Source organism: Sphaerisporangium sp. NPDC049457 (genome assembly GCF_055586705.1).
In genome coordinates, this window is sequence record NZ_JBVJHR010000002.1 from 540,511 (window position 1) to 565,879 (window position 25,369).

The 25,369-nt window shown below is 72.5% G+C and carries 22 protein-coding genes and 1 pseudogene; 10 read left to right on the forward strand and 13 right to left on the reverse strand.

Annotated elements, in window-relative coordinates:
* Nucleotides 1-150: 150 nt before the first annotated feature.
* On the reverse strand, nt 151-561 hold the full coding sequence (locus tag ACZ6QO_RS05660) for a cupin domain-containing protein (RefSeq protein ID WP_465847973.1): 411 nt from the start codon (nt 559-561) through the stop codon (nt 151-153).
* Nucleotides 562-1,065: 504 nt separating this feature from the next.
* Nucleotides 1,066-1,356, reverse strand: coding sequence for a Fe-S cluster assembly protein HesB (locus ACZ6QO_RS05665; protein ID WP_465847974.1), 291 nt, complete (start codon nt 1,354-1,356; stop codon nt 1,066-1,068).
* A gap of 413 nt (nt 1,357-1,769) precedes the next feature.
* Between ACZ6QO_RS05665 and ACZ6QO_RS05670 the strand changes: the two genes are divergently transcribed.
* The 3 genes from ACZ6QO_RS05670 (at nt 1,770) to ACZ6QO_RS05680 (ending at nt 4,759) form a co-directional block, all read left to right on the forward strand.
* Entirely contained in the window at nt 1,770-2,717 is a 948-nt protein-coding gene (locus ACZ6QO_RS05670; protein WP_465847976.1) for an endonuclease/exonuclease/phosphatase family protein, read from the forward strand.
* A gap of 199 nt (nt 2,718-2,916) precedes the next feature.
* Entirely contained in the window at nt 2,917-3,666 is a 750-nt protein-coding gene (locus ACZ6QO_RS05675) for a type 1 glutamine amidotransferase (RefSeq protein ID WP_465847977.1), read from the forward strand.
* A gap of 211 nt (nt 3,667-3,877) precedes the next feature.
* Nucleotides 3,878-4,759: a GNAT family N-acetyltransferase gene (locus ACZ6QO_RS05680; protein WP_465847979.1), complete on the forward strand. Its 882-nt coding sequence runs from the start codon at nt 3,878-3,880 to the stop codon at nt 4,757-4,759.
* 33 nt (nt 4,760-4,792) lie between these two features.
* On the opposite strand, the gene ACZ6QO_RS05685 is transcribed toward ACZ6QO_RS05680, so the two are convergent.
* Entirely contained in the window at nt 4,793-5,524 is a 732-nt protein-coding gene (locus ACZ6QO_RS05685; RefSeq protein WP_465847981.1) for a TetR/AcrR family transcriptional regulator, read from the reverse strand.
* 213 nt (nt 5,525-5,737) lie between these two features.
* On the opposite strand from ACZ6QO_RS05685, the pseudogene ACZ6QO_RS05690 reads away from it, so the two are divergent.
* A pseudogene (locus ACZ6QO_RS05690) lies at nt 5,738-6,004 on the forward strand (ATP-binding protein); the annotation flags it as partial.
* 13 nt (nt 6,005-6,017) lie between these two features.
* Nucleotides 6,018-6,371, forward strand: coding sequence for an alpha/beta fold hydrolase (locus tag ACZ6QO_RS05695; RefSeq protein WP_465847983.1), 354 nt, complete (start codon nt 6,018-6,020; stop codon nt 6,369-6,371).
* 15 nt (nt 6,372-6,386) lie between these two features.
* Here ACZ6QO_RS05695 and ACZ6QO_RS05700 read toward each other — a convergent pair whose 3' ends face one another.
* From ACZ6QO_RS05700 to ACZ6QO_RS05720, 5 genes are all read right to left on the reverse strand, one after another.
* The gene (locus tag ACZ6QO_RS05700) at nt 6,387-7,466 is read right to left on the reverse strand and encodes a hypothetical protein (RefSeq protein ID WP_465847985.1); all 1,080 of its coding nucleotides are present in this window, start codon (nt 7,464-7,466) and stop codon (nt 6,387-6,389) included.
* 47 nt (nt 7,467-7,513) lie between these two features.
* Nucleotides 7,514-7,966 carry a hypothetical protein gene (locus tag ACZ6QO_RS05705; protein ID WP_465847987.1) on the reverse strand — a complete coding sequence of 151 codons (453 nt, stop codon included), beginning with the start codon at nt 7,964-7,966 and terminating at the stop codon, nt 7,514-7,516.
* A gap of 500 nt (nt 7,967-8,466) precedes the next feature.
* Nucleotides 8,467-9,525 carry a hypothetical protein gene (locus tag ACZ6QO_RS05710; RefSeq protein ID WP_465847989.1) on the reverse strand — a complete coding sequence of 353 codons (1,059 nt, stop codon included), beginning with the start codon at nt 9,523-9,525 and terminating at the stop codon, nt 8,467-8,469.
* 102 nt (nt 9,526-9,627) lie between these two features.
* Nucleotides 9,628-12,693 (reverse strand): pullulanase-type alpha-1,6-glucosidase, encoded by a 3,066-nt coding sequence (gene pulA / locus ACZ6QO_RS05715; RefSeq protein ID WP_465847990.1) that lies wholly within the window; start codon nt 12,691-12,693, stop codon nt 9,628-9,630.
* A 39-nt stretch (nt 12,694-12,732) separates the two neighbouring features.
* Entirely contained in the window at nt 12,733-13,368 is a 636-nt protein-coding gene (locus ACZ6QO_RS05720; protein ID WP_465847991.1) for a hypothetical protein, read from the reverse strand.
* 29 nt (nt 13,369-13,397) lie between these two features.
* Between ACZ6QO_RS05720 and ACZ6QO_RS05725 the strand changes: the two genes are divergently transcribed.
* Entirely contained in the window at nt 13,398-13,628 is a 231-nt protein-coding gene (locus tag ACZ6QO_RS05725) for a hypothetical protein (protein WP_465847993.1), read from the forward strand.
* 121 nt (nt 13,629-13,749) lie between these two features.
* Nucleotides 13,750-15,981 carry an ATP-binding protein gene (locus ACZ6QO_RS05730; protein WP_465847994.1) on the forward strand — a complete coding sequence of 744 codons (2,232 nt, stop codon included), beginning with the start codon at nt 13,750-13,752 and terminating at the stop codon, nt 15,979-15,981.
* On the opposite strand, the gene ACZ6QO_RS05735 is transcribed toward ACZ6QO_RS05730, so the two are convergent.
* The 3 genes from ACZ6QO_RS05735 to ACZ6QO_RS05745 form a co-directional block, all read right to left on the reverse strand.
* Complete coding sequence (locus ACZ6QO_RS05735; protein WP_465847995.1) at nt 15,896-16,339, reverse strand: hypothetical protein; 444 nt, start codon at nt 16,337-16,339, stop codon at nt 15,896-15,898. The genes ACZ6QO_RS05730 and ACZ6QO_RS05735 overlap by 86 nt on opposite strands.
* Nucleotides 16,336-17,571: a hypothetical protein gene (locus ACZ6QO_RS05740; protein WP_465847997.1), complete on the reverse strand. Its 1,236-nt coding sequence runs from the start codon at nt 17,569-17,571 to the stop codon at nt 16,336-16,338. The genes ACZ6QO_RS05735 and ACZ6QO_RS05740 overlap by 4 nt, the downstream gene beginning before the upstream one ends.
* A gap of 223 nt (nt 17,572-17,794) precedes the next feature.
* Entirely contained in the window at nt 17,795-17,947 is a 153-nt protein-coding gene (locus ACZ6QO_RS05745) for a hypothetical protein (protein ID WP_465847998.1), read from the reverse strand.
* Nucleotides 17,948-18,336: 389 nt separating this feature from the next.
* Here ACZ6QO_RS05745 and ACZ6QO_RS05750 point away from each other — a divergent pair, with 389 nt between their 5' ends.
* Nucleotides 18,337-21,411, forward strand: coding sequence for an AfsR/SARP family transcriptional regulator (locus ACZ6QO_RS05750; protein ID WP_465847999.1), 3,075 nt, complete (start codon nt 18,337-18,339; stop codon nt 21,409-21,411).
* Here the strand turns inward: ACZ6QO_RS05750 and ACZ6QO_RS05755 are convergent.
* On the reverse strand, nt 21,384-21,800 hold the full coding sequence (locus tag ACZ6QO_RS05755; protein ID WP_465848001.1) for a hypothetical protein: 417 nt from the start codon (nt 21,798-21,800) through the stop codon (nt 21,384-21,386). The genes ACZ6QO_RS05750 and ACZ6QO_RS05755 overlap by 28 nt on opposite strands.
* Nucleotides 21,801-21,979: 179 nt before the next feature.
* Here ACZ6QO_RS05755 and ACZ6QO_RS05760 point away from each other — a divergent pair, with 179 nt between their 5' ends.
* Both ACZ6QO_RS05760 and ACZ6QO_RS05765 read left to right on the forward strand, forming a co-directional pair.
* Nucleotides 21,980-24,139, forward strand: a complete 2,160-nt coding sequence (locus tag ACZ6QO_RS05760; RefSeq protein WP_465848002.1) for an ATP-binding protein — start codon at nt 21,980-21,982, stop codon at nt 24,137-24,139.
* A gap of 125 nt (nt 24,140-24,264) precedes the next feature.
* A complete protein-coding gene (locus tag ACZ6QO_RS05765) occupies nt 24,265-24,675 on the forward strand; it encodes a hypothetical protein (RefSeq protein ID WP_465848004.1) in 411 nt (136 codons plus the stop codon).
* A 61-nt stretch (nt 24,676-24,736) separates the two neighbouring features.
* Here the strand turns inward: ACZ6QO_RS05765 and ACZ6QO_RS05770 are convergent, their stop codons facing one another.
* Nucleotides 24,737-25,282 carry an STAS domain-containing protein gene (locus ACZ6QO_RS05770; protein ID WP_465848006.1) on the reverse strand — a complete coding sequence of 182 codons (546 nt, stop codon included), beginning with the start codon at nt 25,280-25,282 and terminating at the stop codon, nt 24,737-24,739.
* Nucleotides 25,283-25,369 lie beyond the last annotated feature (87 nt).

Here is a 25,369-nt window from a genome sequence, read left to right on the forward strand (position 1 = left end):
TGCTGGAAGGTGTCCCGACGCCGACCGGTGTAGTCATCGATGCCGACTCCGGTGGTGGTGTCCGCCTGGCTTCCGCCGGCGGCGGTCGGCGCGGCGAGGGGCTTCGGGCGCGACCGCCGCCGAGGCGGCGTCATCGGGAATCGGTGGCCATCACCGCCGGATGAACCGCTGGTGTCCTCGTTCGGCCAGTTCCTCCGGGCCGACCACGGTCAGAACCGGGGTGCCCGGCAGCGCGAACATGGTCACCACCAACTGCGACTGCCCGTCCGGGAGGTTGTTGGCGCCCTGGAGGTGGATCACGTCGCCGCCGGGCTCGAACAGGGCGTCACCGGCCCTGAGCACCCGAGGCGGCCGCCCCTCCAGCTCGAACAGGATCTCGCCCTGGGTCACGTAGCCGAAGAGCGGCCCTGGGTGCCGGTGGGGCGGCGCGCCGGGGTCGCCGGGCGGCAGGGTGACCCGGATGGTCCTGGCCTCGGCGCCGGCCGGCATCCCGGCCGTCGCCTCCGGCAGTGTGGCGATCACCTCAACGCCCGGGGGCAGGTGCGCGTGCTCAGCGGTCATATGGTCCTCCATCCGAACAGGACTGTTCAGAAGGAAGACAGGACGGCCGCCGCGTTTGTGACAGCCCGGCGCGGGCGAGTGGCGAACCCGGTGCGGGGGGCGCCCCCGAGCGACGCCCCCCGCACCGGGATCGAAACGGGGGCCTCGGCGGCAGGGGGATACACCTGCCACCGAGGCCCCTGACATCCGGCGACGGCTCCCGATGATCAGCCGGATGTGCTCCTTGGCCGCCCGGCCTGCGAGCGGGCACCGGGCGACGCGCCCCTTCCGCACTCGCTGGGGGACGCCCGTCAAGATTCCTCCGCTTCGCCCGGACGGGAACGCGAGTCCCGCTCGAAAGTTACGAAGCACATCCGAAAACGACAAGGGTGCCGACGGTGGAGCGGTGCGCAGAGGGTGGAGCGTTCGAAGGCGCCCCGGGTGAACATACAGCTCACAACGGTGGACCGGCCGTCGGAGCCGCGCAGGCCGACGACCGGATCGTTGAAAGTTTCGAGAGAAAGATCAGGCGGACTGATCCTCGACGTGGAAGGAGATGCCTCCCTGGTCGTCGATGTCGGCGTCCAAAGCCTTGTCGTCGAGCACGGTCGCGGCCACCGGGTCCAGGTAGACCTTGGCTCCTTCGCTCTCGACTACCTTGTCGGTGCTCTCGGGGCCGTCGGCCACCGACAGCATCAGCGAGCCGGCGTCCTCGCCCTGCGAGGAGATGCGGATGCCCTTGTCGGTCGTCGACTCGCCCGACTGGGTGTTGAGGTCACGGATCACCTTGGCGGCGGTCTCTGTCAGCGTGAGCATTGAGCCTCCTCCTCGAGAGGGTCGAGTTCTCGGGTTAACCGCCCCATGCCCGATTTGGGATGCATGAACCGTATTGCCAGATTCGTTCGGTCGAATCTCCCTCATAGCCGTTGACGCGACGTTGGCGTCGGCCCGTCCGCCGCGTCGACGGCCGTCGCAGGTCGCGGACGGCCCCCGCCTGCGGACGGCCCCCGCCTGCGGACGGCCCCCGCCTGCGGACGGACCGCGACGAGAACGCCGCGTTGTCGGCGGATCGCGTGGCCGACGGGTGCGCGAGCGGTCATAGTGGAGCCGCGGGCGGCGGCCTCGCCGGTTCCCGCGTCCATCAGGGGGAGGGGTCCTGTTCCCGGCCGCGTCACGGGGGTGAGCGCGCCGCGGGAACGTTCCCGTCCGCGTTCACTACGGGAGCGGTCATGGTCGTCGTCGGCACGTGGAACCTGGAAAATCTCTATAGGCCCGGCGGGGAGTTCGGCCCCCGCGACGAGGCGGCGTACAAGGCGAAGCTCGCGGCGCTGGCCGCCACGCTCGCCGGCATCGCCCCCGACGTGCTGGGCGTCCAGGAGGTCGGAGACCCCGGCGCGCTCGCCGACCTGGTGGAGGCGCTCGGCGGCGAGTGGCACACGGCGCTGTCCCGGCATCCGGACGCACGGGGCATCCGGGTCGGGGTGCTCAGCCGTCTCCCGGTCACCGTCGTGCAGGACGTCACCGCCTTCACCTCCCCGCTGGCGGCCGTGCAGAGCACCGACACCGGGCCGGGAATCGCCCAGACCAGCCGCGGCATGCTCGCCGTACGGGTCGAGCCGGGCCCGGGCATCACGCTCGACGTGGCGGTGTGCCACCTGAAGTCAAAGCTGCTGAGCTTCCCCGGCGGCCGGTTCGCGGCCCGCGACGAGGGCGAGCGGGCCAGGTACGGCGCCTACGCCCTGTACCGGCGGGCCGCCGAGGCCACCACGCTGCGCGGTCTCGCCGACCGGCTCGTCGGCGGCCACGGGCAGGAGCGGCCCGTGGTCGTGCTCGGCGACTTCAACGACGAGCCGCAGGCGGCCACCACGCAGATCGTCCTCGGCCCGCCCGGCTCCGAACTCGGCACCGCCGGCGCGCTGCGCCCCGACCGGGGCGACGCCTGGCGGCTGTGGAACCTCGCCACGCTGATCCCCGAGGCGGAGCGCTTCTCCCGCGTCCACAACGGCCGGGGCGAGCTCATCGACCACATCCTGGCCAGCCGCGCCCTCATCGAACGCGTCGCGGAGATCCGTTCGATCGTCGGCCACGGCCTCGCCTCGGTCACCGAGGACCCCGTCGCCCGCCGCGACGCCGCCGACTCCGACCACGCCCCCATCGTCGCCCACTTCGACCTCTGACAGTGATGATGTAGGTGAGCGCCTCCCGGCGAGGTCTGACCCAACCTCTGACTGACTTCGGGTCCTCAAGCGGATCTGTCCGCGCCATCACCGCGACCCTTGCCGGCGCCCGCCGTCGTGATCATGCTCTGGTACGACGCCACCATCCAACCTGCCTGGTGCGATGACCTCGATGACGGCGGCGGTAGCATCGGTGCCCATGTCCGAGGTGCCAAGTGTGCTGGTCGTGCAGCACGGTGAGAACGGCGGCCCCGGCCGCTTCGGCGAGTGGCTGGGCGAGGCGGGCGTCTCGGTGGAGGTCGTCACCGCGTTCGATGGCTCCGCCGTCCCCGCGCGGCTCGCCCACGACGGCCTGCTCGTGCTCGGTGGCGGCTACATGCCCGACGACGATGACAACGCGCCCTGGCTGCCCGCCACCCGCTCCCTGGTCGAGCAGGCCCTGCGCGGGTCGGTGCCGATGTTCGGCGTCTGCCTCGGCGGCCAGATGCTCGCCGCGGTGGCCGGAGGGAAGGTCCAGGCCGACGCGGGGGCGCCTGAGCACGGCAGTACGGCGGTCGCCATCAGGCCCGAGGCGTCGGACGACCCGCTCTTCCACGGTCTGCCCGATGTCGTCCCCGCCATCGAGCACCACGTCGACGCGATCACCGCCCTGCCGCCGGACGCGGTCTGGCTGGCCGAGACCGGCAGATGCCCCTACCAGGCCTTCCGCGTGGGTGCGAGCGCCTGGGGCGTGCAGTTCCATCCCGAGGTCACCCCTCAGCGCATCCGCCAGTGGAACGGCGACGAGCTGCGAGCGCAGGGATTCGACCGGGACGAGCTGTACGCGGCGGCCCTCGCCGACGATCCGGCCTCCGCCGCGGCCTGGCACGAGGTGGCGCGGCGCTTCGCCTCGATCGTCCGCGAACGGGCGACGCGGAGCTCCCAGCGGCCGGCTTCCGAGGTTCCATAGCGGGACGAAGATCACTGGTAAATGCTTTGCGGTGGGCGGGCCGGGCTGTATACGTTCTGCGGGATCGTGCCCGGACCCCGGCCGACGCGCGCCGACAGCCGGCCGACAGTGCCGGCCGACAGAGCCGGTGGCCGGCCTCGCCGGCGCGCGCGTTCGATGTAGGCCCCTGGCACGCGTCGTCTCGCATGCCTTCTTACGACGGAGCGTTCGTGTGTCGATTCGCATCACCCCGCTGACCGACCCCGAGCGTGGCGCCTCCGGCCGCCGTCTGGCCTGGCTCGCCGCCGATGACGCCCAGAATCCGGTGGGTTCGGCCTTCCTGTACCTGTTCGCCCGGCCGGGGGTCCGGCACCTGGCCGAGCTGGAGATCAACGTCCATCCCGCCGAGCGGCGCGCCGGCGTCGGGCGCCTGCTGCTGGACGCGGCCGTCGGCGCCGCCCGCGAGAGCCTGCGCCGCCGGATCAGCGCCGACGCCCCCGAGGGGTCGCCCGGCGCGAGCTTCCTGGCCGCGCGCGGCTTCCGTCCCGTCCTGACTCTCACGTTCGCGCGGCTGCCGCTGGCGCGGGTCGACGCTGCGGCCCTGGCCGCGGCGGTCGACAAGCCGCACCCCGGGTACCGCCTGGTGTCCTGGGGCGGTGTCGTCCCCGGTGACCTGCTGGACACCTTCACCGCCTCCCGCCGGGCGATGGCCGACATGCCGATGGGCGAGGCCGACTTCGGGGTGGACGTCTGGGACGCCGACCGGGTGCTGGCCGCGGCGCGTGCCATCGAGCAGCGCGGCGAGTTGCTGCACACCGTCGCCGCCGTGGACGAGTCCGACGGCTCGGTCGTCGGCTTCACCGAGCTGGTCGTCCCCGGCGACGGCAAGGGGGACGCCCAGCACTACGGGACCGGAGTGCTCCCCGAGCACCGGGGGCGCGGGCTGGCCCGCTGGATGAAGGCCGAGGCGATCCGCGGCGCCCGCGAGCGCCATCCCGGTCTCGCCGGCCTGCTCACCGACACCGCCGACGGCAACGCCCCCATGAGGGCCGTCAACGACGCTCTCGGGTACGCCCCCACCCACCGCACCGTCAAATATCGGCTCGACCTCTGACCGAGCCGGCGGTGTCTCCGAGGTCCGGGTTCGTCAAATGCCGGCTCGGCCTCCGGCCGGGCCGGTGGTATCCCCGAGGCCGGTGTGCAGGATGTCCAGCGCTCGGCCGACCGTGTCGGTCAGGGTGGACACGATCTGCTCGGGTGAGCGGCCGGCGTCGCGCAGTCGCGTCGCCTCGGCGACCATGGCGGTGACGGTGGTCAGGACGAAGGCGGCGATGGCCCGCGCCGCGACGGGCCCCAGATGCGCGGGCACCCGGTCGGACAGGATCGCCGCCAGGTCGTCCTGGTAACGGGAGCCGCGAAGCCGCAGTGCGTCCTGGAGTGCGGGACTGTTCTGGACGATGGCGAAGACGCCGGCGAGCCGGCCGTCGGCCACGGCCCGCGGATCTTCGCCGTCCGGCGCCTCCGGCAGCTCGGGCAGCTGGGCGAACAGGCGCGGCAGCTCGTCCTTGAGGAACTCCGGCAGTGAGGCGCCCAGAGGAAGCTGGTCGATCATCTCGATCACATCGGCCTCGACCGGGCGGTGCCAGGCGAGAAGAAGGTCCTCCTTCAAGGGGAAGTGGTTGACGACGGTCTGTTTCGCGACGTCTGCGGCTTCGGCGATCTCGGCGATGGTCACCGCGTCGTACCCCCGCTCGCCGAACAGGGTCAGCGCGGTCTGGGCGATGCGGTCTCTGGTCTGGCGTCGCCGCCGTTCGTGCCTGGATCGCACGGGTTCTTCCTGAGGCTCCGGTCGGTCGATGCCGCCTGTGTCGATGTCCATAGAAGTACCGTACCAGAATTAGGCTCATACTAATATTGTTATGAGACAAGTATTTCGCGATGTCGGCGGCTCCGATGATCTCGCGCTCGCCGGGCGTCCGCCGCGGACGATCCGGTGTCATGCCTCAACACCCCTCCATGTCGTTCGCGCGGCTCGGGGAGAGGAGGAAGCACCGATCGCGCCCGGGTGCGGGGCGGTCGGTACGCTGCGGAGATGACCCTGATCGGACGCCGCAGGGAGCTGGCCGCGGTCGAGCGGTTGCTCGACCAGGCCACGGCCGGCGTCGGGGGGCACCTCATCGTCACCGGGCCGGCCGGAGCAGGGAAGACGGTGCTGACCGCCGCCGCCGCGGAACTGGCCCGCGCCCGCGGCATCCCGGTGATCCGCGCCCCCGGAACGGGACTCGACACCGAGCCGCTCTGGGAGCGACTGCTGCGCGATACAGCAGCGGACGCGCCGCCACCCCGGGAACCGCTGACGGCCGATCTCGGGAATGCGGATCGACCTGCTGCCCCCGGGCGCCCGCGAACTGGTCCGGGCGGCCACGACGCCCCGCCAGGATCTCCTCCTCGGATACTGGGACGAGATCCTCGTCACGCCCGCGGACGACCTCGGCGAGCGCCGCACGCGGGACATGGACGCCATCCGCGCGCACGGCATCCCTTACCACCACGTCAGCGGGGCGGACGTGGAGCCGGCGTACCGGCGCTGGCTGGAGTCGGCGCTGCCCGGCGTCACCATCACCGTCCTGCCGGGCGGCGGCCACTTCCCGCACCTGGCCCGGCCGTCCGAGTTCGCCGAGTTGATCGCCGAGCCGGCCAGGTCCGCGGAGCCCCTGACCGGCTGACCTCGCGACGACGTGCTAGGCCGGGTGCCGGCTTCTCCGGTGAAGGACGAGCAGCGTCAGCAGGGCCGCGAGGATCAGGACTCCGAGGATCGCCAGGACGACGGCCCATGTGGGGATGGTGTCGATCGGGAGGACCGTGAACGCGCCCTCGCCGGTGTGGATGGTCTTCTCCCGCTTCTGGGGCGGCAGTTCGACCTCGCCGGACCAGCCGGCTGACCGTCCCCGGGCATCGCGCAGCCGGACGGCGCACGTCAGCGACCCGGCGCTGAGGCCGGGGGCGTTGACCGGGAGCACCGCACCGGTGTTGGGCAGGACCGTCTCCATGACGATGTCGTAGGAGCGCGGCTTCCGGGGGCCTTCACAGGTGACGGTGCCCCTCGCCCTGGCGAACGTCTGGCCGGAGTTGTACACCGGGACGAACAGCCGCGGCGTGGGCCCCACCCACCCCGCCGAGACCTTCTGGACGGCCACGTTCGATCGCATCCGGGCGAGCACGCCGGTGGTGATCGCGACACCGACGGTGACCTGCCGGACGATGACCGCCTTGGCCGATGCCCGCCCGTTCGAGCCGACCGTGACCGCCCCGGGCCGGGCGAGGCGCTCGGCGGTAATGCCGGTGAGGTACTGCGCCGGCGCCGCACCGGCCGGGACCCTGACCCGGAAGCGCAGAGTCCTGCGCTCGCCGGAGGCCAGGGTCACCGCGGCGGGAAGCCCGGTCACCCAGCAGCTCGCCCCGCTGCAGTCGCCCGGAGGGGTCCTGTAGGCGGTGCCGGAGTTCGCCGCGGTGAGGCCGGTCGTGACGTTGATCTTCAGTCGCGCGGTGGTGGGTCCGGTGTTGGCGACGGTGACGGCGTCGCGTGCCGTTCCGCCTGGTGGCACGGTCAGGTCGAAGTACGAGCGCGGCGACCCGGCCGCGGTGGGCGACGGCCGCAGCGCGAACGCGCCACCGGTCGCGTCGTCCCCGGTGCGCGCCGGTGCGGGCGTACCCGCCTCGGCGTCGACCGCGCCCGCCCCAGTGACGACCGCGAGGACGGCGAGCGCCACGAGGCACGCGGCCTGTGGCGCGCGCCGGCCACGGTCTTTGGACGATGTCAAACAAGCACCTCCGACGGCTCCGCCACTCCTCGATCGCGGGTGGCGGTTCAGGGCCCGGCGACGATCGCCAGCGTGACCGTGGAGGTGTAGGTGCCCGGCACCGCGGTACCCGGCACGCTCACCCACCAGCCCAGCGGGTTGGCGTTCGCGCTGCCGCCGATCAGGACGGAACCGACGCCGGTCGCGGCGGCGGCTCTGTAGATGGTGACCGCGGTGGGGGTGGTGGCCGCCGTGGTGATGGCGACGGGATAGGTGATGTTGTTGGTCGGAAGGGTGCAGGTCGTGACACAGGTGGCGCTGGGCGCATTGGTGGAGGTGATCGAGGTGATGCTGCCGTTGGTGGAGAAGGTCCCACTGTCGGCGAGCGTATCGGTGCCGCTGGTGAAGGTCGTGGCCGACGCCGTGACGTGCCAGCCGGCCGCGTTGCCGGTGGCGTCGTCGACCGTGTACTCCTGGTGCGCGGCCGTCGCGTCGGCCAGGTTCTGCGTATTACCGTTCAAGGTCGCGCTCCAGGTCAGCGCCGCCGGCGCGGCCAACGTGAGCGTGCCCCCGGACAAGGTGGTCGTGCCGGTCAGCGTGCAGTCCGTGGTGGTCGGCGCCGCAGGGCCACATGGGGCCGCGCTGGCACTGCCGGACAGCAGAACGGTAGAACTCGCGATAAGTAGGACGCCAACGCCCAATATGCGAGCAAGTCGTCTCATCTGTATTTCCATCCCACGGGGTGACGTACCATCGGAACGCCACTGATCGGCTACTCTGCGTGATAATAGCAGCGCGCAAAGTGAACACCGTGCGTAGTAGGACGTGTCAGAAAGCACGCCCGCCACAGCGGATACCTCTGTCGTTCGGGTACGTCCCCGGCGGCGAACGTGCGCGCGGCCGAGGATTGAAGCGATCACGCGATCAAGACACGGCTGGAGCATCCCGTGATGGCACCAGGACGGGGGCGTCGAGCCCACCGGAGCCGAATCGAAGGAGTGTCCCGGTGCGCCCGAGGGGCTTATCGCAGGGTGGAGGAGACGACCTGTGGGCGTCCCGCGCCGAGGAAGAAGATGCCGGGGAAACCCTTGGTCTCGAAGCCGGCGCTGCGGTTGCGGCGGAACGCCGACCGCTCGATGGACAGCGTCCCGGTCCGGTCGTTGCTGACGAAGAAGACGGCTCCGCCGCCCTCCCTCGCGGTGTTGTCGGCGACGACGGACCCCGCGACGCGCACGGTGAAACGGTTGCCGTCGGTGTAGACGGCCCCGCCGCTGCCGCCGCCCGGTGTGCCGCCCCGTGCCGGGTTGGCTCCCCGCCCGACCGCCTTGTTGTGCGTGAACACGCTGTTCAGGATCACCCAGGACACGCCGATGCTGCTCAGTGCCCCGCCGTTGGAGCACACCCCGCCCTGGCCTGCGGCGCCGCCGAACGTGCTCTTCACGATGTACACCGGCAGGTCACGCCACTGGTCCAGCACCCGGATCGCGGCCCCGCCGACGTCCGGCCCCGTCGGGGCGCAGCGGTTGCGCACGAAGGTGGAGCCGACCGCCTTGAACCGGCCGCCCCGCACGAACACGGCGCCGCCGCCGCCTCCGTCGGCCCGCTCCCCGGTGGCGTTCCCGTCCGCGAACCGGATGTTCTGCACGGTGAGCTGCGGCCACTGCTGGTCGTCGCAGTGCGACGTGGTCCACACCTGCGCCTTGTCGCAGGTGTTCATGTACAGGATCCGCCGTTTGCCCGCGCCGCTCAGCGTCACCTTCCCCCCGCCGTCCAGCACCACGCGTTTGCTGGTGTTGCGCACCTTCGCCGTGGCCGTCATCACGATCGTGACGGCCTTGGGCCCGCAGGCGAACCGGATCAGCCCTCCCTTGGCCACCGCCGCCACCACCGCCGCCGACGTGCAGCTCGCGGGCGTCCCGTTCCCCACCACCCGGTCGGGGCGCGAGGTGTCGATCGCCCTGCCGTCCACGGGCACCGCCGCCCGGCCTGCGGGGTTGCCCGGTCCGGCGGCCGCTTGAGCGTTCGCCGGGACGGCGAGAGCCGCTCCGGCCATGACGACGACGACAGCAACATGGCTCATTCGCACGCCGCGATGCTACTGCGACACTTCGCCACATCACCCCCATACGCAGATTTCTTCCCCAGCTGCTCGCCGGTCGGCCGAGCCGGTCCGGGGAGGACTTCAGGACCGGACGAAGACCGCGACCGTGCGGGACGGGACGGTCAGCGTGCCGGTCGAGGGGTCGAAGGCCGACCGCCTGACGACGGGGTCGTCCGAGGCGGCCTGGACCGGGTGCAGGGCGACCTGCGCCCCCTTCAGCGCGGCGACGGTCTGCGCCTGGGGGTCCGGCGTCGCGTTGAACACGACGGTGATCGACTTCCAGCGCGCGTCGACGCCGGAGGAGTCCACGTGCATGGTCACCACGCCCGGGATCTCGCCGTCGCCGCTCACCGGGAAGGACAGCCGCTTCTGCACCTCGGCGAGCGAGCCGAGCGAGAACGCGGGGGAGGAGGAGCGGATTCTCAGCAGCTCGCCGAACCGCGCCCGCGCCGCGCCGATCGCCGCGCAGTCCGGCCTGAGCGCCGGGTCGGCCAGCAGCGGCCTGGCGTAGGGCCACCTGGCCTCGTTGCCGGCCTTGGGCGGCAGGCCCGCGCCGAAGCCGTTGCCCGCCGAGCAGTCCCACAGCAGCCGGTTGAACCAGTCGCCGGAGTCGTAGGAGTTGCGGTCGAACGACTTGGAGCGCAGCCGTTCGCTGCCCGCGTGCACGAAGGCCGTGCCCTGCGACAGGACCGCCGCGGCCAGCGAGAGCGCCTGCATGCGCACCCGGTCGTCCATCGGCGCCGACTGCGGCAGCTTGTAGGCCAGCGCGTCGAACAGCGTCTCGTTGTCGTGGGCGTCGACGTAGGAGACCGCCTCGCCGGGCGCGGCCGTGTAACCGGCGGGCGAGCCGTTGTAGTCGACCTGGGCGCCGGTGACCTCCTCGCCGCCGGACGCGGTGAACCGGTAGTCGCGCAGGTTGCCCGACAGCCCGACCTTGATCAGGTCCTGGTAGTGCAGCAGCCGGGCCTTGCGCTGCCCGGCGTCGCCGTTGGCCGGCGACCCGTTCGGCGCGCCGGCCAGCCCTGAGCCGAAGCCCTGGACGCGCGGGTCGGCGTCGAACGGCCCGCCGCCGCGCACCGCGTCGCGCAGCCGGTCGTTGAACGTGCCGACGCCGGTGCCCGCCATGTTCGCCTGGGTCGCCTGGACGAACCGGGCGTCGCAGGCGACCTCCCCGAAGTTCCATCCCTCGCCGTACAGGATGATCGTCCTGCCGTCCACGCCGTCGCGGGCGAGCGTCAGCTTGTCCAGGGCGGCGCGCACGGCGAGGATGTTCGCCTTCGGATGGTGGCCCATCAGGTCGAACCGGAAGCCGTCGATCTTGTACTGCTCGGCCCAGGTGACGACGGAGTCGACGACGAGCCTGCCCATCATGGCGTGCTCGGGGGCGGTGTTGGCGCAGCAGGTCGAGCTCGCCACCGTGCCGTCCTCCAGCAGCCGGTGGTAGTACCCGGGCACGACGCGGTCCAGCACCGACCTCGGGTCCTGCCCCGAGGCGAAGGTGTGGTTGTAGACGACGTCCATGACGACCCGCAGCCCGGCCCCGTTCAGCCCGGCGACCATCGAGCGGAACTCTAGGACGCGGCGCGGACCGTCCGGGTCGGTGGAGTAGGACCCCTCGGGCACCGTGTAGTGCATCGGGTCGTACCCCCAGTTGAAGGAGTCGGTGGCGGCGGTCGCGGCCACGCACTCCTGCTGCAGCTCGGAGTCGGCGGGCATCGCGGCCAGGTCGCACCGCGGTTCCGTCCGGTCGGCCTCGCGCTCGGGGACGCTGCCGAAGTCGAACGCGGGCAGCAGATGCACGTGCGTGAGCCCGTCGGCGGCGAGCGCCCGAAGCTCCCGCATGCCGGCCGAGTCGCCGGTGAACGCCGCGAACGTCCCGCGCGCGCCCGCCGGGACGGTGGCGTCGGAGGCGGAGAAGTCGCGTACGTGCAGCTCGTAGATCGACGCCTTCTCCTGGGGGACGGCGTCCGGCTTGCGCAGCGTGGCCCAGCCGCCGGGCCGCAGCGAACGGTCGGACAGGTCGACGAGCCGGCTGCGCGCCGAGTCGGCGGCCAGCGACACGCTATAGGGGTCGGTCACCTCGTTGGTGACGACCCCGCCGGCCGCCGGGGCGTACACGGTCACCAGGAAGGTGTAGTAGCGCCCCTTCCAGGTGGGCAGACCGCGCACCGACCACACGCCGGTGGCGTCGTCGCGCCGCATCGGGTGGACGTCGCGCTCGCCGCCGGAGGCGTCCCGGTAGAGGGCCAGCTCCACCGTGCGCGCCGTGGGCGCCCACACCGACAGCGTCGGCGACGCGGAACCCGCCGACAACTGCGAGGCGGACCCCGCCGACGGCCGGGAGGCGGACCCCGCCGACGACCGCGAGGCGGACGCCGCCGCCCACAGCCGCGAGGCGGACGCCGTCGAGGACGGCCACGTCGGCCCCAGCCCGGCGGTCGCCGCGCCGGCGTACACGTCGTCCAGCACGCCCGGGATCTGCACGCCGGTCGCGGCGCGCAGCACGCCGGCCGCGTCGCGTTCGACCGCGACGACCTGGCCGCGCAACGCCTCCTTGACGACGTCGGCGTCGCGCGGGTCGACCTTCAGCGCGGCGTAGGAGGCCAGGTGCGGCCACCTGGCCTTCTGCGCGCCGGTGAGCCCGCCGCCGTCCGTCAGGCGGATCAGCCGGATGCCGCCGGTCAGGTCCCCCTCGTCGTAGGCGATGTCGCCCTTGGCGGAGAACGCCAGCGCGTACCCCAGGGAGGCGGACGGCGTGCGGTTCCAGGCGACGCTGTCGCGGTCGATCCAGTGGGCCGCCGCCTTGGACAGGTCGGCGTCGGCGCCCGGTGCCTGAGGCCGCGGCGGCGGGTCGCCCTCGGTGGCCGCCGGCCGCCGGGCCTCGTGGCCGGTGACGCCCGGGTCCGGCGACCGGCCGGACGGCAGGTCCTGGTCGTCGCCCTGGTGCATGATGTGGCTCAGGCTCGTCGCCCCCTCGGCCGGCGGCACCCGGTAGTACACCCCGAAGCCGTCGGTGCCGGCCGGCTGGAGGGGCGCGGCCCGCTCGGTGGGACGGGCGGTCCCGTTCCACGCGTGCGGTCCCCAGCCGTCGTCGTTCCCGTCCGGGCGGCGGTAATGCAGGATCGCCGCGTTCTCCGCGTTCTCCACTGCGGCGCGCGGCTCGCCCAACGGTGGGCGGGCCGGGGGTCAGGTCGGGATGCGTACGCGGATCTCGCCGCCCAGGCGGGCGTCCGAGGTGAGCTCCAGGTCGTCGCCGCTCCAGAAGCGTCCCGGGTCGTACCAGTTGAGGTGGCGGCCGGCGGGAAGCAGCCCCATGTCCTGGTACGTCGCGGCCACCACCTCGGCGCAGTACGCGGTCTCAAGGGCGGTCTCCGTGACCCGCCTTCGGATGGCGGGCACCCGTCCGCGCAGCCAGCGGCCCGCCAGCCGCGCCGTGGACGGGAACGGCGTGCCGTCCAGGCGAGCGATGGTGCGCAGAAGCGCGTCCTCCATCTCCCGCGTCACCGGACGGTCCAGCTGGCGCAGCCACGCCCGCTGCCCGTACCTGGTCGCCCAGACCATGACGGCGTCGCGCAGGTCGTGAAGCTGGACGCCGCGCTGGTGGGTGCCCGACCACATGTCGGGCAGGGAACGCCCGAGCTCGGCGTGCCACATCAGCGGCGGCAGGTCCTCGATGACCACGGACATGCCGACATGGTTCACCGGGCTGTTGGTCGTCACCTGGATGGCCCGGTCGGGCGCCGACCGCCCGCGGAACAGCCAGACGTCGCCCGTGCGGGTCAGATCAAGCGCCTCGTCGAGGCCGATGCTCACGCCGGACATCCCACTCCTCTTCCCAGTAGCCTGAGGACATGCGTTGGTGGAAGATACTGGGCCTGGCGGCCTTCGCGGGCGTCGCCGCCTCAGGAGCGGTCATCGTCCGGGCGGAACGCCGCCGCCGCGCCTACACCCCCGAGGAGATCCGCACCCGCCTCCGCACCCGCCTCGCCGAGGCCGCCCCGGAGGCCGTTTCCCCGGGGTCCGCCTCCGCCCTGCCGTCTTCGGCCTCTTCGCCCCCGACCCTACGGGCAGACGGCCACTAGCCCGGGGTCAAGTGGTCGCCCTATCGCCGGGACGCCGCTCTTACGAGCGGGTTGTCCGAGGTCAAGACGCGGGTTACGGTGCTTGAGGTCCGGAATCCGAATCCCGCTCAGGAGGAGACCGGTGAGTGCCGGCGAGGAGCGACGCGACAACTCCGCGGATTCTCCGCCCTCTTCCCCCGGCAACGCTCTCGCCGGCAACGAGGTGAGCGGCACCGTCACGGGGCCAGTAGTGCAGGCGGGCGCCATCCACGGCGACGTGCGCATCACCATGGAGCCGGCGGGCCGCCTTCCCCCGCCCGCGCAGCTCGCCCCGCCGCCGGCCGTGTTCGTCGGCAGGCACGCGGAGCTGGCCGAGCTCGATCGGCTGCTCGCGGACCGGCCCGCAGAGGAGCGCTCCGCGGAGGAGCCTTCTGCCCCGGGCCCGTCGGGTTCCCCGCTGCTGGTGGTCATCAGCGGGTGCGGAGGCGTCGGCAAGAGCGCGCTTGCGCTGGCATGGCTGCACCGGCTGCGGACACGCTTCGGGGACGGACACCTGTACGCCGACCTGCGCGGCGCCGTGCCGGGCTCGGCCGCGCCTCCCGGCGAGATCCTCGAACGCTTCCTCCGCGCGCTCGGCGTCGCGCCGGACCACGTGCCGCCCGCCCTGGACGAGCGTGCCGCTTTGTTCAGGTCGGTCACCGCGGGACGGCGCCTGATCCTGCTGCTGGACGACGCGTTGTCGGCCGCCCAGGTGCGGGCGGTCCTTCCCGCGTCGGGGAACGGTCTCGTCGTGGTGACCACCCGCCGCAGGCTCTCCGGTCTCGTCGTCGAGGGCGCGCGCTTCGTCGAGCTGCGCGCGCTGACCGAGGCCGACGCCGTCGGCCTGCTGGCCCGGGTGCTCGGCGCGGCGCGCACGCGCGTGGAGCCGGTGGCGGTCCTGGACCTCGTCACGCTGTGCGGGCGGCTGCCGATCGCGCTGTGCGCGTCCGCCGCGCGGCTGGCCGTGCGCCCGCGCTGGACCATCGACCGCGCCGTCCGCGAACTGGCCGACGCCCGGCACCGGCTCTCGGTGCTCAGCACGGAGGAGGACATCTCGCCCCGGGCCGCGTTCGAGGTCTCCTACCAGGCGTTGGAGCCTGGCCAGGCACGGCTCTACCGCATGCTCGGCCTGCACCCCGGCGCCGCCTTCGGGACGGGCGCCGCCGCCGCGGCCGGCGACATCGACGAGGACGAAGCGTTCCGCATCCTGGACGAGCTGGCCGGAGCGAGCCTGGTCGAACCACAGGAGGAGGACCGCTTCCGCTTCCACGACCTCGTGCACCTGCACGCCCGCGCCAAAGCGCTGGACCACGATCCGGCGCAGGAACGCCGGGCGGCGTTCACCCGCGTGGCCACCTGGTATCTGCGGTCGGCCGTCGAGGCAGATCTGGTCGTCGTGCCCGGACGCTGGCATCTCGGACCGTCGTACGAGGCGGCGAGCGCCGCCGCCCCGCCCTTCGACGGCCCGGCGCGCGCGCTCGACTGGCTGGAGACGGAGCTGCCGAACCTGCGCGCCGTGCTCGCGCGGGCGCATGACGAGGGCATGTACGACTTCGTCTGGCAGTTGTGCGAGGCCACCTGGGGACTCTTCCTGAACAGGAAGCATTACGAGGCGTGGGTGGACACCCATCAGCTGGGCTTGTCCGCCGCCCGCGCCGCCGCCGATCCGCTGGCCGAGTCTCGCATGCTCGTGGCGCTCGCCACGGCCCACCTCAATCTCCAGGACTTCACGCGGGCGGCCGAGTACTGCCTGCGTGCCGCCGAGCTGGAACGCTCCGCAGGGCACGCGATCGGCGAGGCGGCGGCGCTCAGCAGCCTCGGCGTGGCCTACCTCGGAATGGGCCTGCCGGAGCGGGCGATCGAGCGGTTCCGGCGGGCGAGATCGATCCACGAGGGCCTCGGCCGGGCGCGCGGCGTGGCGCTGATGACCCGCAGGATCGGTGAGGCTCACCGCGACCTGGGCCGGTACGACGAGGCGGTGGCGCACCTTGCGGCGGCGGAGGAGTCGTTCGGCCGGCTCGCCGACGCCTACAACAGGGCCCGGACGCTGACCGGGCTCGGCCAGGTGCATCTGCTGGCAGGACGGCCCCGTGACGCGGTGCCCCCGCTGGCTCGGGCGCTCTCCATCGCGGACGAGATCGGCGCCCGGTACGAGCAGGCGAACATCCGTCTGCCGCTGGCGGAGGCACTGGCGGGCATGGGCGACCACCACGGTGCGCGCGGCCATCTCGTCCGCGCCTCGGAGATCTTCACCGAACTCGGCGCACCTCAAGCAGACCAGGCCCGCCGGAGCCTGGACGCGCTGCCGTCAGGCGTCCCGCCGCCGCGACGGTGATCGTGGCGGCGGCCATGTCGCCGAGGCGCCCGCCGAGCACGGTCCAGGCGTGGGCCGCCGAGGCGACGGCCCACGGTGCGGGGTGCGAGAACGCCGCGACCGTGCCACCCCGCGTCGCCACCAGGCAACTTCCGTCCGCGCGGCAGCGCGCCGCCACCAGGCATCCGGGATGGCGGGCCAGTGTCTCCTGGAGCGCCGGGCCCGCTTCGCCGGGACCGTCGGATGGCTGCACGATCACGTCGGCGAGGTCCAACCCCCGGGGTTCGTCCGACGTCGCGAGGAAGTGCTCGTCCAGCCGGACCACGAGGCGGCGGCCCGGCCCGTCGCACTCGATGAGGCGCACGCGGACGAGGTTCACCGGGCCAGCGGCCTGAGCGGACGGGGCAGGGTCAGCGGCCGGGCGACGGGAGCCGGGCCCGGAGGTTCCGCCAGGCGCATCAGCCGGTACATCGTCCGGCGCAGGACGGCGGCGGCGCCTCCGGGTACGGAGGTCAGGGCCGACATGAGCTCCGCCGTGCGCTCGCGCGGCCACCCGGCGCGGGCGGCGTCCACCTGGTGGGCGAGCGGCTCGTCCAGGCGCAGCCGGGGCGCGACTTCGGCCAGGCGCGCGAACTGAGAGCCCGGGAGCACGTCGCCGGCGTCGTACGGCGCGAGGAGGACGGGTACGCCGAGCGCTGCCCCGTAACAGGCCAGGGAGCCGCGGTCGGCGATCATCGCATCCGCCGCCACCAGGGCGGCGCGCCAGCCCTCCTCGGGTGGGAGAAGCCGGACCCCTGCCCGCACGCAGCCGTCGAACCACGCTCTGACCTGGTTGTTTCCGTGAGAGACCCACACATTGGGGTGAAGGGCGAGGACGACGCGGTAGTCATGCACGGGCAGGAGGCTCGCCAGGCGCGACGGCAGGTCGGGATGCCGTGCGAGCAGTGACCCCGACCCGTAGTGGGAGGACACCACGATGAGCGGCCGCCGACCGGCCGTCCCCAGCACGGCACGGTACGCCGGCCGGAGAGGCAGGCTCGCGAGCATCCGGTCGAAACAGGGGTCCCCGGCCACGACCGCAGCCGGCAGCGCGTCCGGGCACTCGGCCGCGAGCAACCGGCGCTGCTCCTCGTGGCCCAAAATGATCGCGGAAGGGACGACGCGCCCATGCATGGTCAGGGCCTGGAAACCCAGGCCGGTGACCGCGCGGGACGCCGGAAGCCCGTCCCCCGCGCGGCGGCCGACGTAGGAGTTCGGCCCGGCGCCGTGGAACAGGGACATGACCGGTGCGTGCAGGCGTTCGAGCATGCCTTGCCCGGCCGCCACGGCCAGGTCGAACCGGGTCTCCATGGCCTGCGACCAGGGCATCTGCAGTGCCTGCGTCTCCATGAGGAAGTCGTGCGCGCCGCCGGCGAACCGGGAGGACGGCGGGACCGTCCAGACGACCTGGACCCGCCGGTCCTCCTCGACCAGGCGCGCCACATCACTCAGGCGCGTGGCCGCGGCGAGGTGGTGGACGACCAGCGCCACCGTCCGCTCGACACCGTGTACGTCCGCTTTCGTGGCGCTCAGGGAGAAGGGGCCGCCGAGCCGCCGGGTTCCGCATGTCATGGTCGCCTCCCACATGTATCCGCCCAGCTCCGGGCGAACCGGGCATGGCGAGCATGCGTCCACGGCCTAGACGGCGACCTTGCGCCGAACCGGATGATTTCCTTGCGAAGGACGGGGTCGCAGCCGCAAGACGCGGGTGCGACCCCTGTGATGCGCGGGTGGTGACGTCCGGCGGCACCTTGGCGGGGTGCCGCCGGACGTTGATCCGCCGAGGAGTTCGGGGTTAGATCATGAATATGCCGTCTCCGCCGAGGTATCTCGCGGCCGTCACGACAGGTGCCGCTCCTTCGTCCGAAACGCGGACCACGGCGAGGCCGCCCAGTGAGACGGTGACGACCGACACGGCGATGATGACCGCCGACAGCGCTTTGCGCATCGTGCGTATTTCTCCTTTACGGCCACATGTCAATCTGGATCCATGCATGTTGTCATGCAATGATCACAACAGGCAAGCCGCAGCATAGCGGTCTCAACTGGGGTCAGCTCTGAGGAATCGGGTCACGACCTTATCTCGGAATATCTTGGACATAAAGTAATACTGACTGCAAGGTTCATCTTCCGCACGTATGGCTACTAAGTGATAGAAGTCAGCCGTGGGAACGTGCCAAAAAATGTGAGATCCTTTCGCTATTGCGAGTCGGATATATAGGGGGGTTTACCGACAAAGGGGGAGGATTGGAGATCAGGATGCTCGGGCCGGGGGTGGGGATCGCGCTTCGTGCACGGGGGAGGGAGCGTTCGCTCGGCCCGCCCAAGGAGCAACTCGTGCTGGCGAGCCTGCTGCTCGTCCCGCGGTTGCCCCTGGCCGTGGAGATCATCGTCGACCGTCTCTGGGGGGAGCGGCCGCCGGCCAGGGCGCGGGACAACCTGGCCAGCTACGTATCGCGCACCCGCCGTCGCCTGCGGGAGGCGGTGGGCGACCGGGCCCGGATAGAAGCACGCGGCTCCACCTACACGCTCGACATCGACCCGGAGACCATCGACCTGTACCGCTTTCGCGCCCTCTGCCGCCAGGCCGCCGCGGTCGCTGGCAGCGGCGACGCCGCGCACGCCGTCCGGTTGTACGAGCAGGCCGAGGAGCTGTGGCAGGGCGAGGCCCTCCTCGGGCTGCCCGGCGCGTGGGCCAGGAACATGAGCGACGTCCTGGCCAGAGAGCGGGCCTCGGCCCGCCGGGAGCGTCTCGACCTGGAGTTGCGCCTGGGCCGCCATGGCGAGGTGGTGGACGAACTGCGCGGGCTGCTCGCCGCCCATCCCGCGGACGAGATCGTCGCCGCTCAGTTCATGACCGCCCTCTACCGCGGCGACCGGCGCGCCGAGGCGCTTGAGGTCTACCGGCGCGTACACCGCCATCTCGCAGACAGCCTTGGTGCCGAGCCCGGCCCGCGGTTGCGCGAACTCCACCAGGGCATCCTGCGCGGAGACCCTGGCCTCGCCGTCACCCCCATATACCGTCGCGACGCGGCGACGCCGCAGCCTGACACTCTGCCGTGCGACATCCCCCACTTCACCGGGCGTGAACGCGAGATCGAGGCCGTGGCGGCGCCGCCGGCGGGGCCGGGCGGCATGGTGGTCGCCATCGAGGGAATGCCGGGCGCCGGCAAGACCGCGCTGGCGGTGCACCTCGCGCACAAGCTCGGCACGCGCTATCCCGACGCCCGCATCAAGCTCGACCTCCGCGGCCACGACCCGGTCCGTCCTCCGCTGGACACGGCCACGGCTCTGTCGGCGCTGCTGCGCATGCTCGGCGTGCCCGCCGCCCGCGTCCCCCGGTCGCCGGCGGAGCGCTCAGCCATGTGGCAGGCCGAGCTGGCGTACCGGCGGGCGGTCGTGATCCTCGACGACGCGTCCGGCCCGGACCAGGTGCGACCCCTGCTCGGCGGCGTGTCGCCATCTCTGGTGCTCATCACCAGCCGCGCCGGTTTCGACGAGGAGGACGGGGTGGTCCGCGTCCCCCTCGGCGTGCTGCCACCGGCGGAGGCCTCGCTGCTGGCGACGCGTCTCTGCGACGGCAGGGCCGACCCGACGGCGATCGGCGAGGTGGCACGGTTGTCGGGCGGGCTGCCGCTGGCGATCACCCTGGCCTCCGGTCACCTGAAGGCCGGTGTCACGGCCGCGGATCTCCCGGTGGGTCACGCGGGCGCGCGGAGCGAGCTCAGCCTGGCCTTCGACCTGTCCTACCGGCACCTGGACGAGGAGCAGCAGCTGGCCTTCCGTCGTCTCGGCATCTCTCCGTGCCCCGATATCACCGCCGAGGTCACCGCCGCGCTGTGCGGCACCACGCCGGCCGCCGCCCGGACGCTGGTCGGGGCCCTCGCCCGTCACCACCTGCTCCAGCCCGCCGCGCCGGGTCGTCACCGGCTCCACGACCTGGTCCGGGCGTACGCCCATGACCTGGCGCGGCGCGAGGACGCCGAGAGCGATCGCCGGCGGGCGATCTCGCGCCTGCTCGGCCACTACCGGGAGACGGCGGAAAGAGCGGTCCGGATGCTCGGACTGTCCTGCGGTGGAGCGGGCGGCGAGGTGCGAGAGCGGGCGGCGGCGCGGCCGGAGGCCGGGGCGGCGACGCACGTCCCGGCCGGGACGTGCGCGACCGCCATGACGGACACGGGGGCCGTGACGGACATGGCGGCGGCTCGGCGGTGGCTGGCCGACGAGTGGAGCACGGTACTCCAGCTCGCGCAGTACGCCGCCGAGCACGAGTGGAAGACGGACTCCGCCCGGCTCATGCGCGTCATGGCGGACTACCTCGACACCGAGACGCACTGGGAGGAGGCGACGGCGGGGCACGCCACGGCGCTGCACGCGTGCCGCGAACTGGGCGATCTCCGCGGTATCGCCCAGGCGTCGCTCGACCTGGGATTCGTCCACTTCCGGACGGGACGGCACGAGGACGCGCTCGCGCGCACTCGGGAGGCGCTCGGCCTGTACCGGACCATGGGCGACAGGGCGGCCGAGGCGAGGTGCCTGGACCAGATCGGCGTCGTCCACTGGGCATCGGCGAACTACCGCGAGGCGCTGGCCCACTGCGAAGAGGCGCGGGCCATCTACCAGTCGGTCCGCGACTTGAAGGGAGAGGCCGACGCCCTCGGGCACAGCGGCATCGTCTACTGGCACCTGGGCCGTTACCGGGACTCGCTCGACCTGCTCGCCCGGGCTCTGACCGCCTATCGGCGCATCGGGGATCCGCGCGGTGAGGCCAAGACCCTCAACAACATGGGGGACGTCCACAAGCATCGCGGCTACCACAGGGACGCGGTCCGCCTGTACGAGGAGTCGTCCGGCATCTTCGAAAGGATCGCCGGGCGGCAGAACCACGCCATATTGCACAGCAACCGGGGGGATGTGCACCAGTACAAAGGCCGATATATGCCTGCACTCGAATGCTACCGAACGGCGATGGCCACGTTTCAGCAGACCGGCGACCGGAGGAACCAGGCGGACATTCTCAACAGCATCGGTGCCACCTACCTGCTCATGGGCTGCCGAGACGAGTCCCTGGTGCACTTCGAGAAGGCGAAGACCCTCGCGGTGGAGATCGCCGACTCCTATCAGGCCGTGCGCGCGCTCACGGGCATCGGGGACGTCCACGGCTCCGCTCGCCGCCATGTGTCGGCCCTGGACACCTACCGTCAGGCTCTCGCGACCGCTCGGACGATAGGTGACCTGTACCAGGAGGCGCAGGTCCACAAGCGCATGGCCGACACCTTCTGCTATCTCGACGGTCCGGATGCCGCGCGGATCAACTGGCGCCAGGCGTACGCCCTGCTGAAGGAACTCGGGCTGCCCGAGGCCGAGGACGTCGGCATTCGGCTTCAGGTGCTGGGGGGCGTGGCTCTGTGAGCCGGGGGCTCTCGGCGGGGGGCGGGCTCGGGGTCGTGCGGGCTGGTGGGCGTTGACGGGGGAGTGCCGAGGGTGACGGGTCCGGTGAACGCGCCGCCCTGGACGACCGGGCCGTGCACCGTGCCGCTGATGGTGTTGCGCACGTGGCCCTCTTCGGGGTCCGCCGCCTTGGCGGGCTTGGGTGCCTCCCGGGGCGCCCGCCGCGCGAGGGCGACCCCGTAGGCGGAAAGGGCGAGGCCGGCGACTCCGACGAACGCGCCGAGCACGCTGGCGAACTTGTCGGCGTCGTCCAGGCCGGCCAAGGGGAAGAACACCCCGAGCGCCAGCAGGACGACTCCGGTCGCGAGGACCGTCAGCCAGGTGAACATTCGTTCTCGCGAACGCCTCATCCGGTGATTGTGACGCCGTCGTGCTCCTTCCGTACAGAGCCCGGGGCCGCCGTTCGGCCGGCGAGTGCGCGGGTGGGTGTCTCGCCGATGGGTGGCGGGCGAGAGTCGATCTTTTGCGGATGGGTTGTGCTGTTTTACGATTGCCTGGCATCTGGAGCCGAGGCGACGTGGGGCTGGCCATGGATGTGCCTGCCGAGGCATGTACGAGCGGCGTGCCGGCCGAGACGACCGGTTTCGTGGGGCGGCACCGGGAGGTGGCCGACGTCGCGCGGATGCTGGAGGAGTCGCGCCTGGTCACGATCACGGGGGTGGGCGGGGTCGGCAAGACGCGCCTGGCGTCGCGCGTCGCCCGTGACCTGCGTCCCCGCTTCCCCGGCGGCGTGTGGGTGGTCGAGCTGTCGTCGCTGCGGCGGCCCGAGCTGCTCGGCGAGACGCTCCGCTCGGCGCTGGGCGTCCCCGCCCAGGCCGGCCGCCCGGCGGCGGGCGTCCTTGGGGAGTTCCTGGCGGAACGGCGCGCGCTCATCGTACTGGACACCTGTGAGCACCTGGTGGAGGCCTGCGCCGCGGCGGTGAGCTCGCTGCTGCGGGCCGCGCCCGGGCTCCGTGTCCTGGCGACCAGCCGTCGCGCGCTCGGCGTCGACGGTGAGTCGCGGCTCCACGTCGAGCCGCTGCCCGTGGAGGGCGACCGGGGTCCCGTCGGTGACCCGGCGGCCGGTGACCTGGCGGCGGCCGGCGCCGTCCCGGACGGCGCGGTGGCGCTGTTCACCGACCGCGCCGCCTCGCTGGTGCCGGGGTTCGCCGCCACGCCCGACGTGGCGCGGCTCTGCCGGCGGCTCGACGGCATTCCCCTGGCGATCGAGCTGGCCGCCGTACGCCTGCGCTCGCTGTCCTTCGAGCGTCTGGTCGAGCGTGCCGACGACCGGTTCGGCCTGCTCGCCGACGCGCACCGCCCGGGGGTGGCGCGGCACCGGACGCTGCGCACGGCGATCGGCTGGAGCCACGAGCTGTGCGAGCCGCTCGAACGCCTGCTGTGGGCACGGTTGTCGGTGTTCGCCGCGGACTTCGACTTCGAGGCGGCACGGGCGGTGTGCGCCGACGCGGACGCCGAGGTCGGCGGCGGCCTGCGCGGCGAGGACGTCGAAGACCTCCTGCTCGCCCTGGTGGACGGCTCGATCGTGTCACGCGTCGACGCCGGCGCGGCCATCCGCTTCCGCATGCTCGACACCGTTCGCGAGTACGGCGCCGCATGGCTGCGCGAACTCGGGCAGACGGAGCCGGTCCGGCGCCGCCACCGCGACCACTATCTGGGCCTGGCCCGGCGGTTCGACGCCGAGTGGTTCGGCCCGGAGCAGCCCTCCTGGCAGGCCCGGGTACGCCGCGAGCTGCCGAACCTGCGCTCGGCGCTGGAGTTCTGCCTGGCCGAGCCCGCCGAGCGCGCCGCCGGCCTCGACCTGGCGGGACGGCTCGCCTACCTGTGGATGGCCTGCGGCCTGGTCGACGAGGGCCGCGGCCACCTGCGCCGCGCGCTGGCGCTCGCCCGGCCGGCCGTGGCGGCGGGGGCGGCCGGGGCGGTCCTGCCGCGCGCGCTGTGGGCGTGCGGGTGGCTCACCGGCCTGCAGGGAGATCTCGACGAGGCCAACGACCTCGCCACCGAATGCCTGGCACAGGCGTTCTCTCGGGAGGACCTGGCGGCGGTGGGCTGGGGCACCGTCTGCTGTGCCACCATCGGGCTGCGCTCCGGGTACGTCGCCGAGGCCCTGTCCCTGTACGAGACGGCGCGGGAGACGCACGAGCTGGGCGGCGACCGCGGCGCGGGCCTGGCGATGGCGCTCACCGGGCAGGCGTACGCGCTCTGGCGGCTCGGCAGGGTGGAGGAGGCCCTCGCCTGCCTGCGCTGGCAGCGTTCGCTGTGCGACGCGTGGGGGGACATCTGGGTGCGTTCCTCGGGCGAGTGGGTGCGCAGCCTGATCGAGGCCGGCCGCGGCGACTACGCCTCGGCCGACAGGTACGCGCGCGCGGCCCTGCGCCACAAGGCCGTCCTCCACGACAGCCACGGCATGGCGATGGTGCTGGTGAGCCTGGCGCGCACGGCGGCCGGTCTCGGCGACATGGACCGCGCGGCCCGGCTGCTCGGCAGCGGCGAGCTGGTCGAGAGCAGCTTCGGGCTGCGGCCCTGCCCGCCCGGCTCGGACGGCCCGCGAGAGCAGGCCGAGTCGCGGGCCAGGGCGGCGCTCGGCGACCGCCGGTTCGACCGGGCGTTCGCCCGAGGCCGTGAGCTGGACATCGACAGCGCGCTCGAGTACGCCCTCGCGGACGCCGCGACCGGCACCCGCTCCTGACGGCGCGCGGCTCGCGCGTGTGCTTCGGCGGGTGCTGGACAACCTTCCCCACGGGCGGGAAAATCCGGTCAAGTACCACCCTCTACATGTGTTGACATTAATGCCACAAATGACATTATTCAGCCATGCGTGAGGAAGCCGAGCGGCTACTGCTGATTCAGGATGACTTCGAACGCTTCCGCGCCGCCACGCGGATGCTGGTGGATCTGGACGATCTGATCCTGGAGATCTCGCGCATCCGCAACGAGAGCGCCTCCCGGATGCAGATCATCTCGGTGACCCCGCCCGCCCGCTCCGACGACGCCCTGCCGGACGACGCGCGGGCCGTGCTGGAATGCATCCGCAGGACCGGGGCCCAGCGATTTCGCCGGCGCGACATCTTCCGCCGCCTCGCCCGCCGCTTCAAGCGGGTCGCAGCCATGGTGCCCGCGCTGGACCTGCTGGAGGCCGCGGGCTACATCCGCAAGATCGAGCCCACCGTCGCCGCCGGTCAGCCTGGACGGCGTCGCTCGCCGGAGTACGAGGTCCGCCTCTAGCGGTTCCGTCCTCGACGCCTCGACGCCTCGAGGTCTCGGCGTCCGGCGCGGCTTCTGACGATCAGGCCTGCGGAGCGGGCGCGGGAGTGGCCGGGTCGGGCGGCGGGGTGTCCTCCCCCCGGCGCGCCTCCGCGACGGCCGTGGGCTCCGCAGGGTCGGCAGGGTCGGCCGTCTGCAGGGCCTCCGCCACGATCATGGAGTCCGTCGTGTTCACGGCGTCCGCCGGGTTCCCCGCCGCGGGCGGGACGTGGAGCATGGCCTCGCCGGCGGTGTCGTAGGTGTCGAACGCGTTGCGCAGCCCTGTGATGGTCAGCACCCGCAACAGCGTTCCCTGCACGCCGCTGAGCATGAGGGCGCGCCCGGCCTCCTCGCTGCGGCGCAGGGCGGCGATGAGCTCGCTCAGCCCCACAGAGTCGCAGAACGTCACGGCGGCGAGGTCGATGATGACGGCGGAAACCCCTGGCGCGTCCCAGAGGCGGCCGAGCTCCTCTCGCAGGAGGATCGCCGACCGGTAGTCGAGTTCGCCCGTGGCTTCGACGACGATGGCGTTGTGCCGTATCGCCGAGGAAACGACCAATCCCGCTTGCGGATCGGCGCCATACTGCATGATCAGCTCCTTTGGCCTGCGGGTTTCAGGGCAGGCGTGGATACCTTCCTACCAGGTTCGGCCGACCATCACCGCCACACGCCCCTA

Excerpts from the sequence above, each read along its gene's own strand:
- ACZ6QO_RS05660 (WP_465847973.1), bottom strand. The coding sequence starts at position 561 with ATGACCGCTGAGCACGCGCACCTGCCCCCGGGCGTTGAGGTGATCGCC.
- ACZ6QO_RS05665 (WP_465847974.1), bottom strand. The coding sequence starts at position 1,356 with ATGCTCACGCTGACAGAGACCGCCGCCAAGGTGATCCGTGACCTCAAC.
- ACZ6QO_RS05670 (WP_465847976.1), top strand. The coding sequence starts at position 1,770 with ATGGTCGTCGTCGGCACGTGGAACCTGGAAAATCTCTATAGGCCCGGC.
- ACZ6QO_RS05675 (WP_465847977.1), top strand. The coding sequence starts at position 2,917 with ATGTCCGAGGTGCCAAGTGTGCTGGTCGTGCAGCACGGTGAGAACGGC.
- ACZ6QO_RS05685 (WP_465847981.1), bottom strand. The coding sequence starts at position 5,524 with ATGGACATCGACACAGGCGGCATCGACCGACCGGAGCCTCAGGAAGAA.
- ACZ6QO_RS05695 (WP_465847983.1), top strand. The coding sequence starts at position 6,018 with ATGCGGATCGACCTGCTGCCCCCGGGCGCCCGCGAACTGGTCCGGGCG.
- ACZ6QO_RS05710 (WP_465847989.1), bottom strand. The coding sequence starts at position 9,525 with ATGAGCCATGTTGCTGTCGTCGTCGTCATGGCCGGAGCGGCTCTCGCC.
- ACZ6QO_RS05720 (WP_465847991.1), bottom strand. The coding sequence starts at position 13,368 with ATGTCCGGCGTGAGCATCGGCCTCGACGAGGCGCTTGATCTGACCCGC.
- ACZ6QO_RS05725 (WP_465847993.1), top strand. The coding sequence starts at position 13,398 with ATGCGTTGGTGGAAGATACTGGGCCTGGCGGCCTTCGCGGGCGTCGCC.
- ACZ6QO_RS05740 (WP_465847997.1), bottom strand. The coding sequence starts at position 17,571 with ATGACATGCGGAACCCGGCGGCTCGGCGGCCCCTTCTCCCTGAGCGCC.
- ACZ6QO_RS05745 (WP_465847998.1), bottom strand. The coding sequence starts at position 17,947 with ATGCGCAAAGCGCTGTCGGCGGTCATCATCGCCGTGTCGGTCGTCACC.
- ACZ6QO_RS05755 (WP_465848001.1), bottom strand. The coding sequence starts at position 21,800 with ATGAGGCGTTCGCGAGAACGAATGTTCACCTGGCTGACGGTCCTCGCG.
- ACZ6QO_RS05760 (WP_465848002.1), top strand. The coding sequence starts at position 21,980 with ATGGATGTGCCTGCCGAGGCATGTACGAGCGGCGTGCCGGCCGAGACG.
- ACZ6QO_RS05765 (WP_465848004.1), top strand. The coding sequence starts at position 24,265 with ATGCGTGAGGAAGCCGAGCGGCTACTGCTGATTCAGGATGACTTCGAA.
- ACZ6QO_RS05770 (WP_465848006.1), bottom strand. The coding sequence starts at position 25,282 with ATGCAGTATGGCGCCGATCCGCAAGCGGGATTGGTCGTTTCCTCGGCG.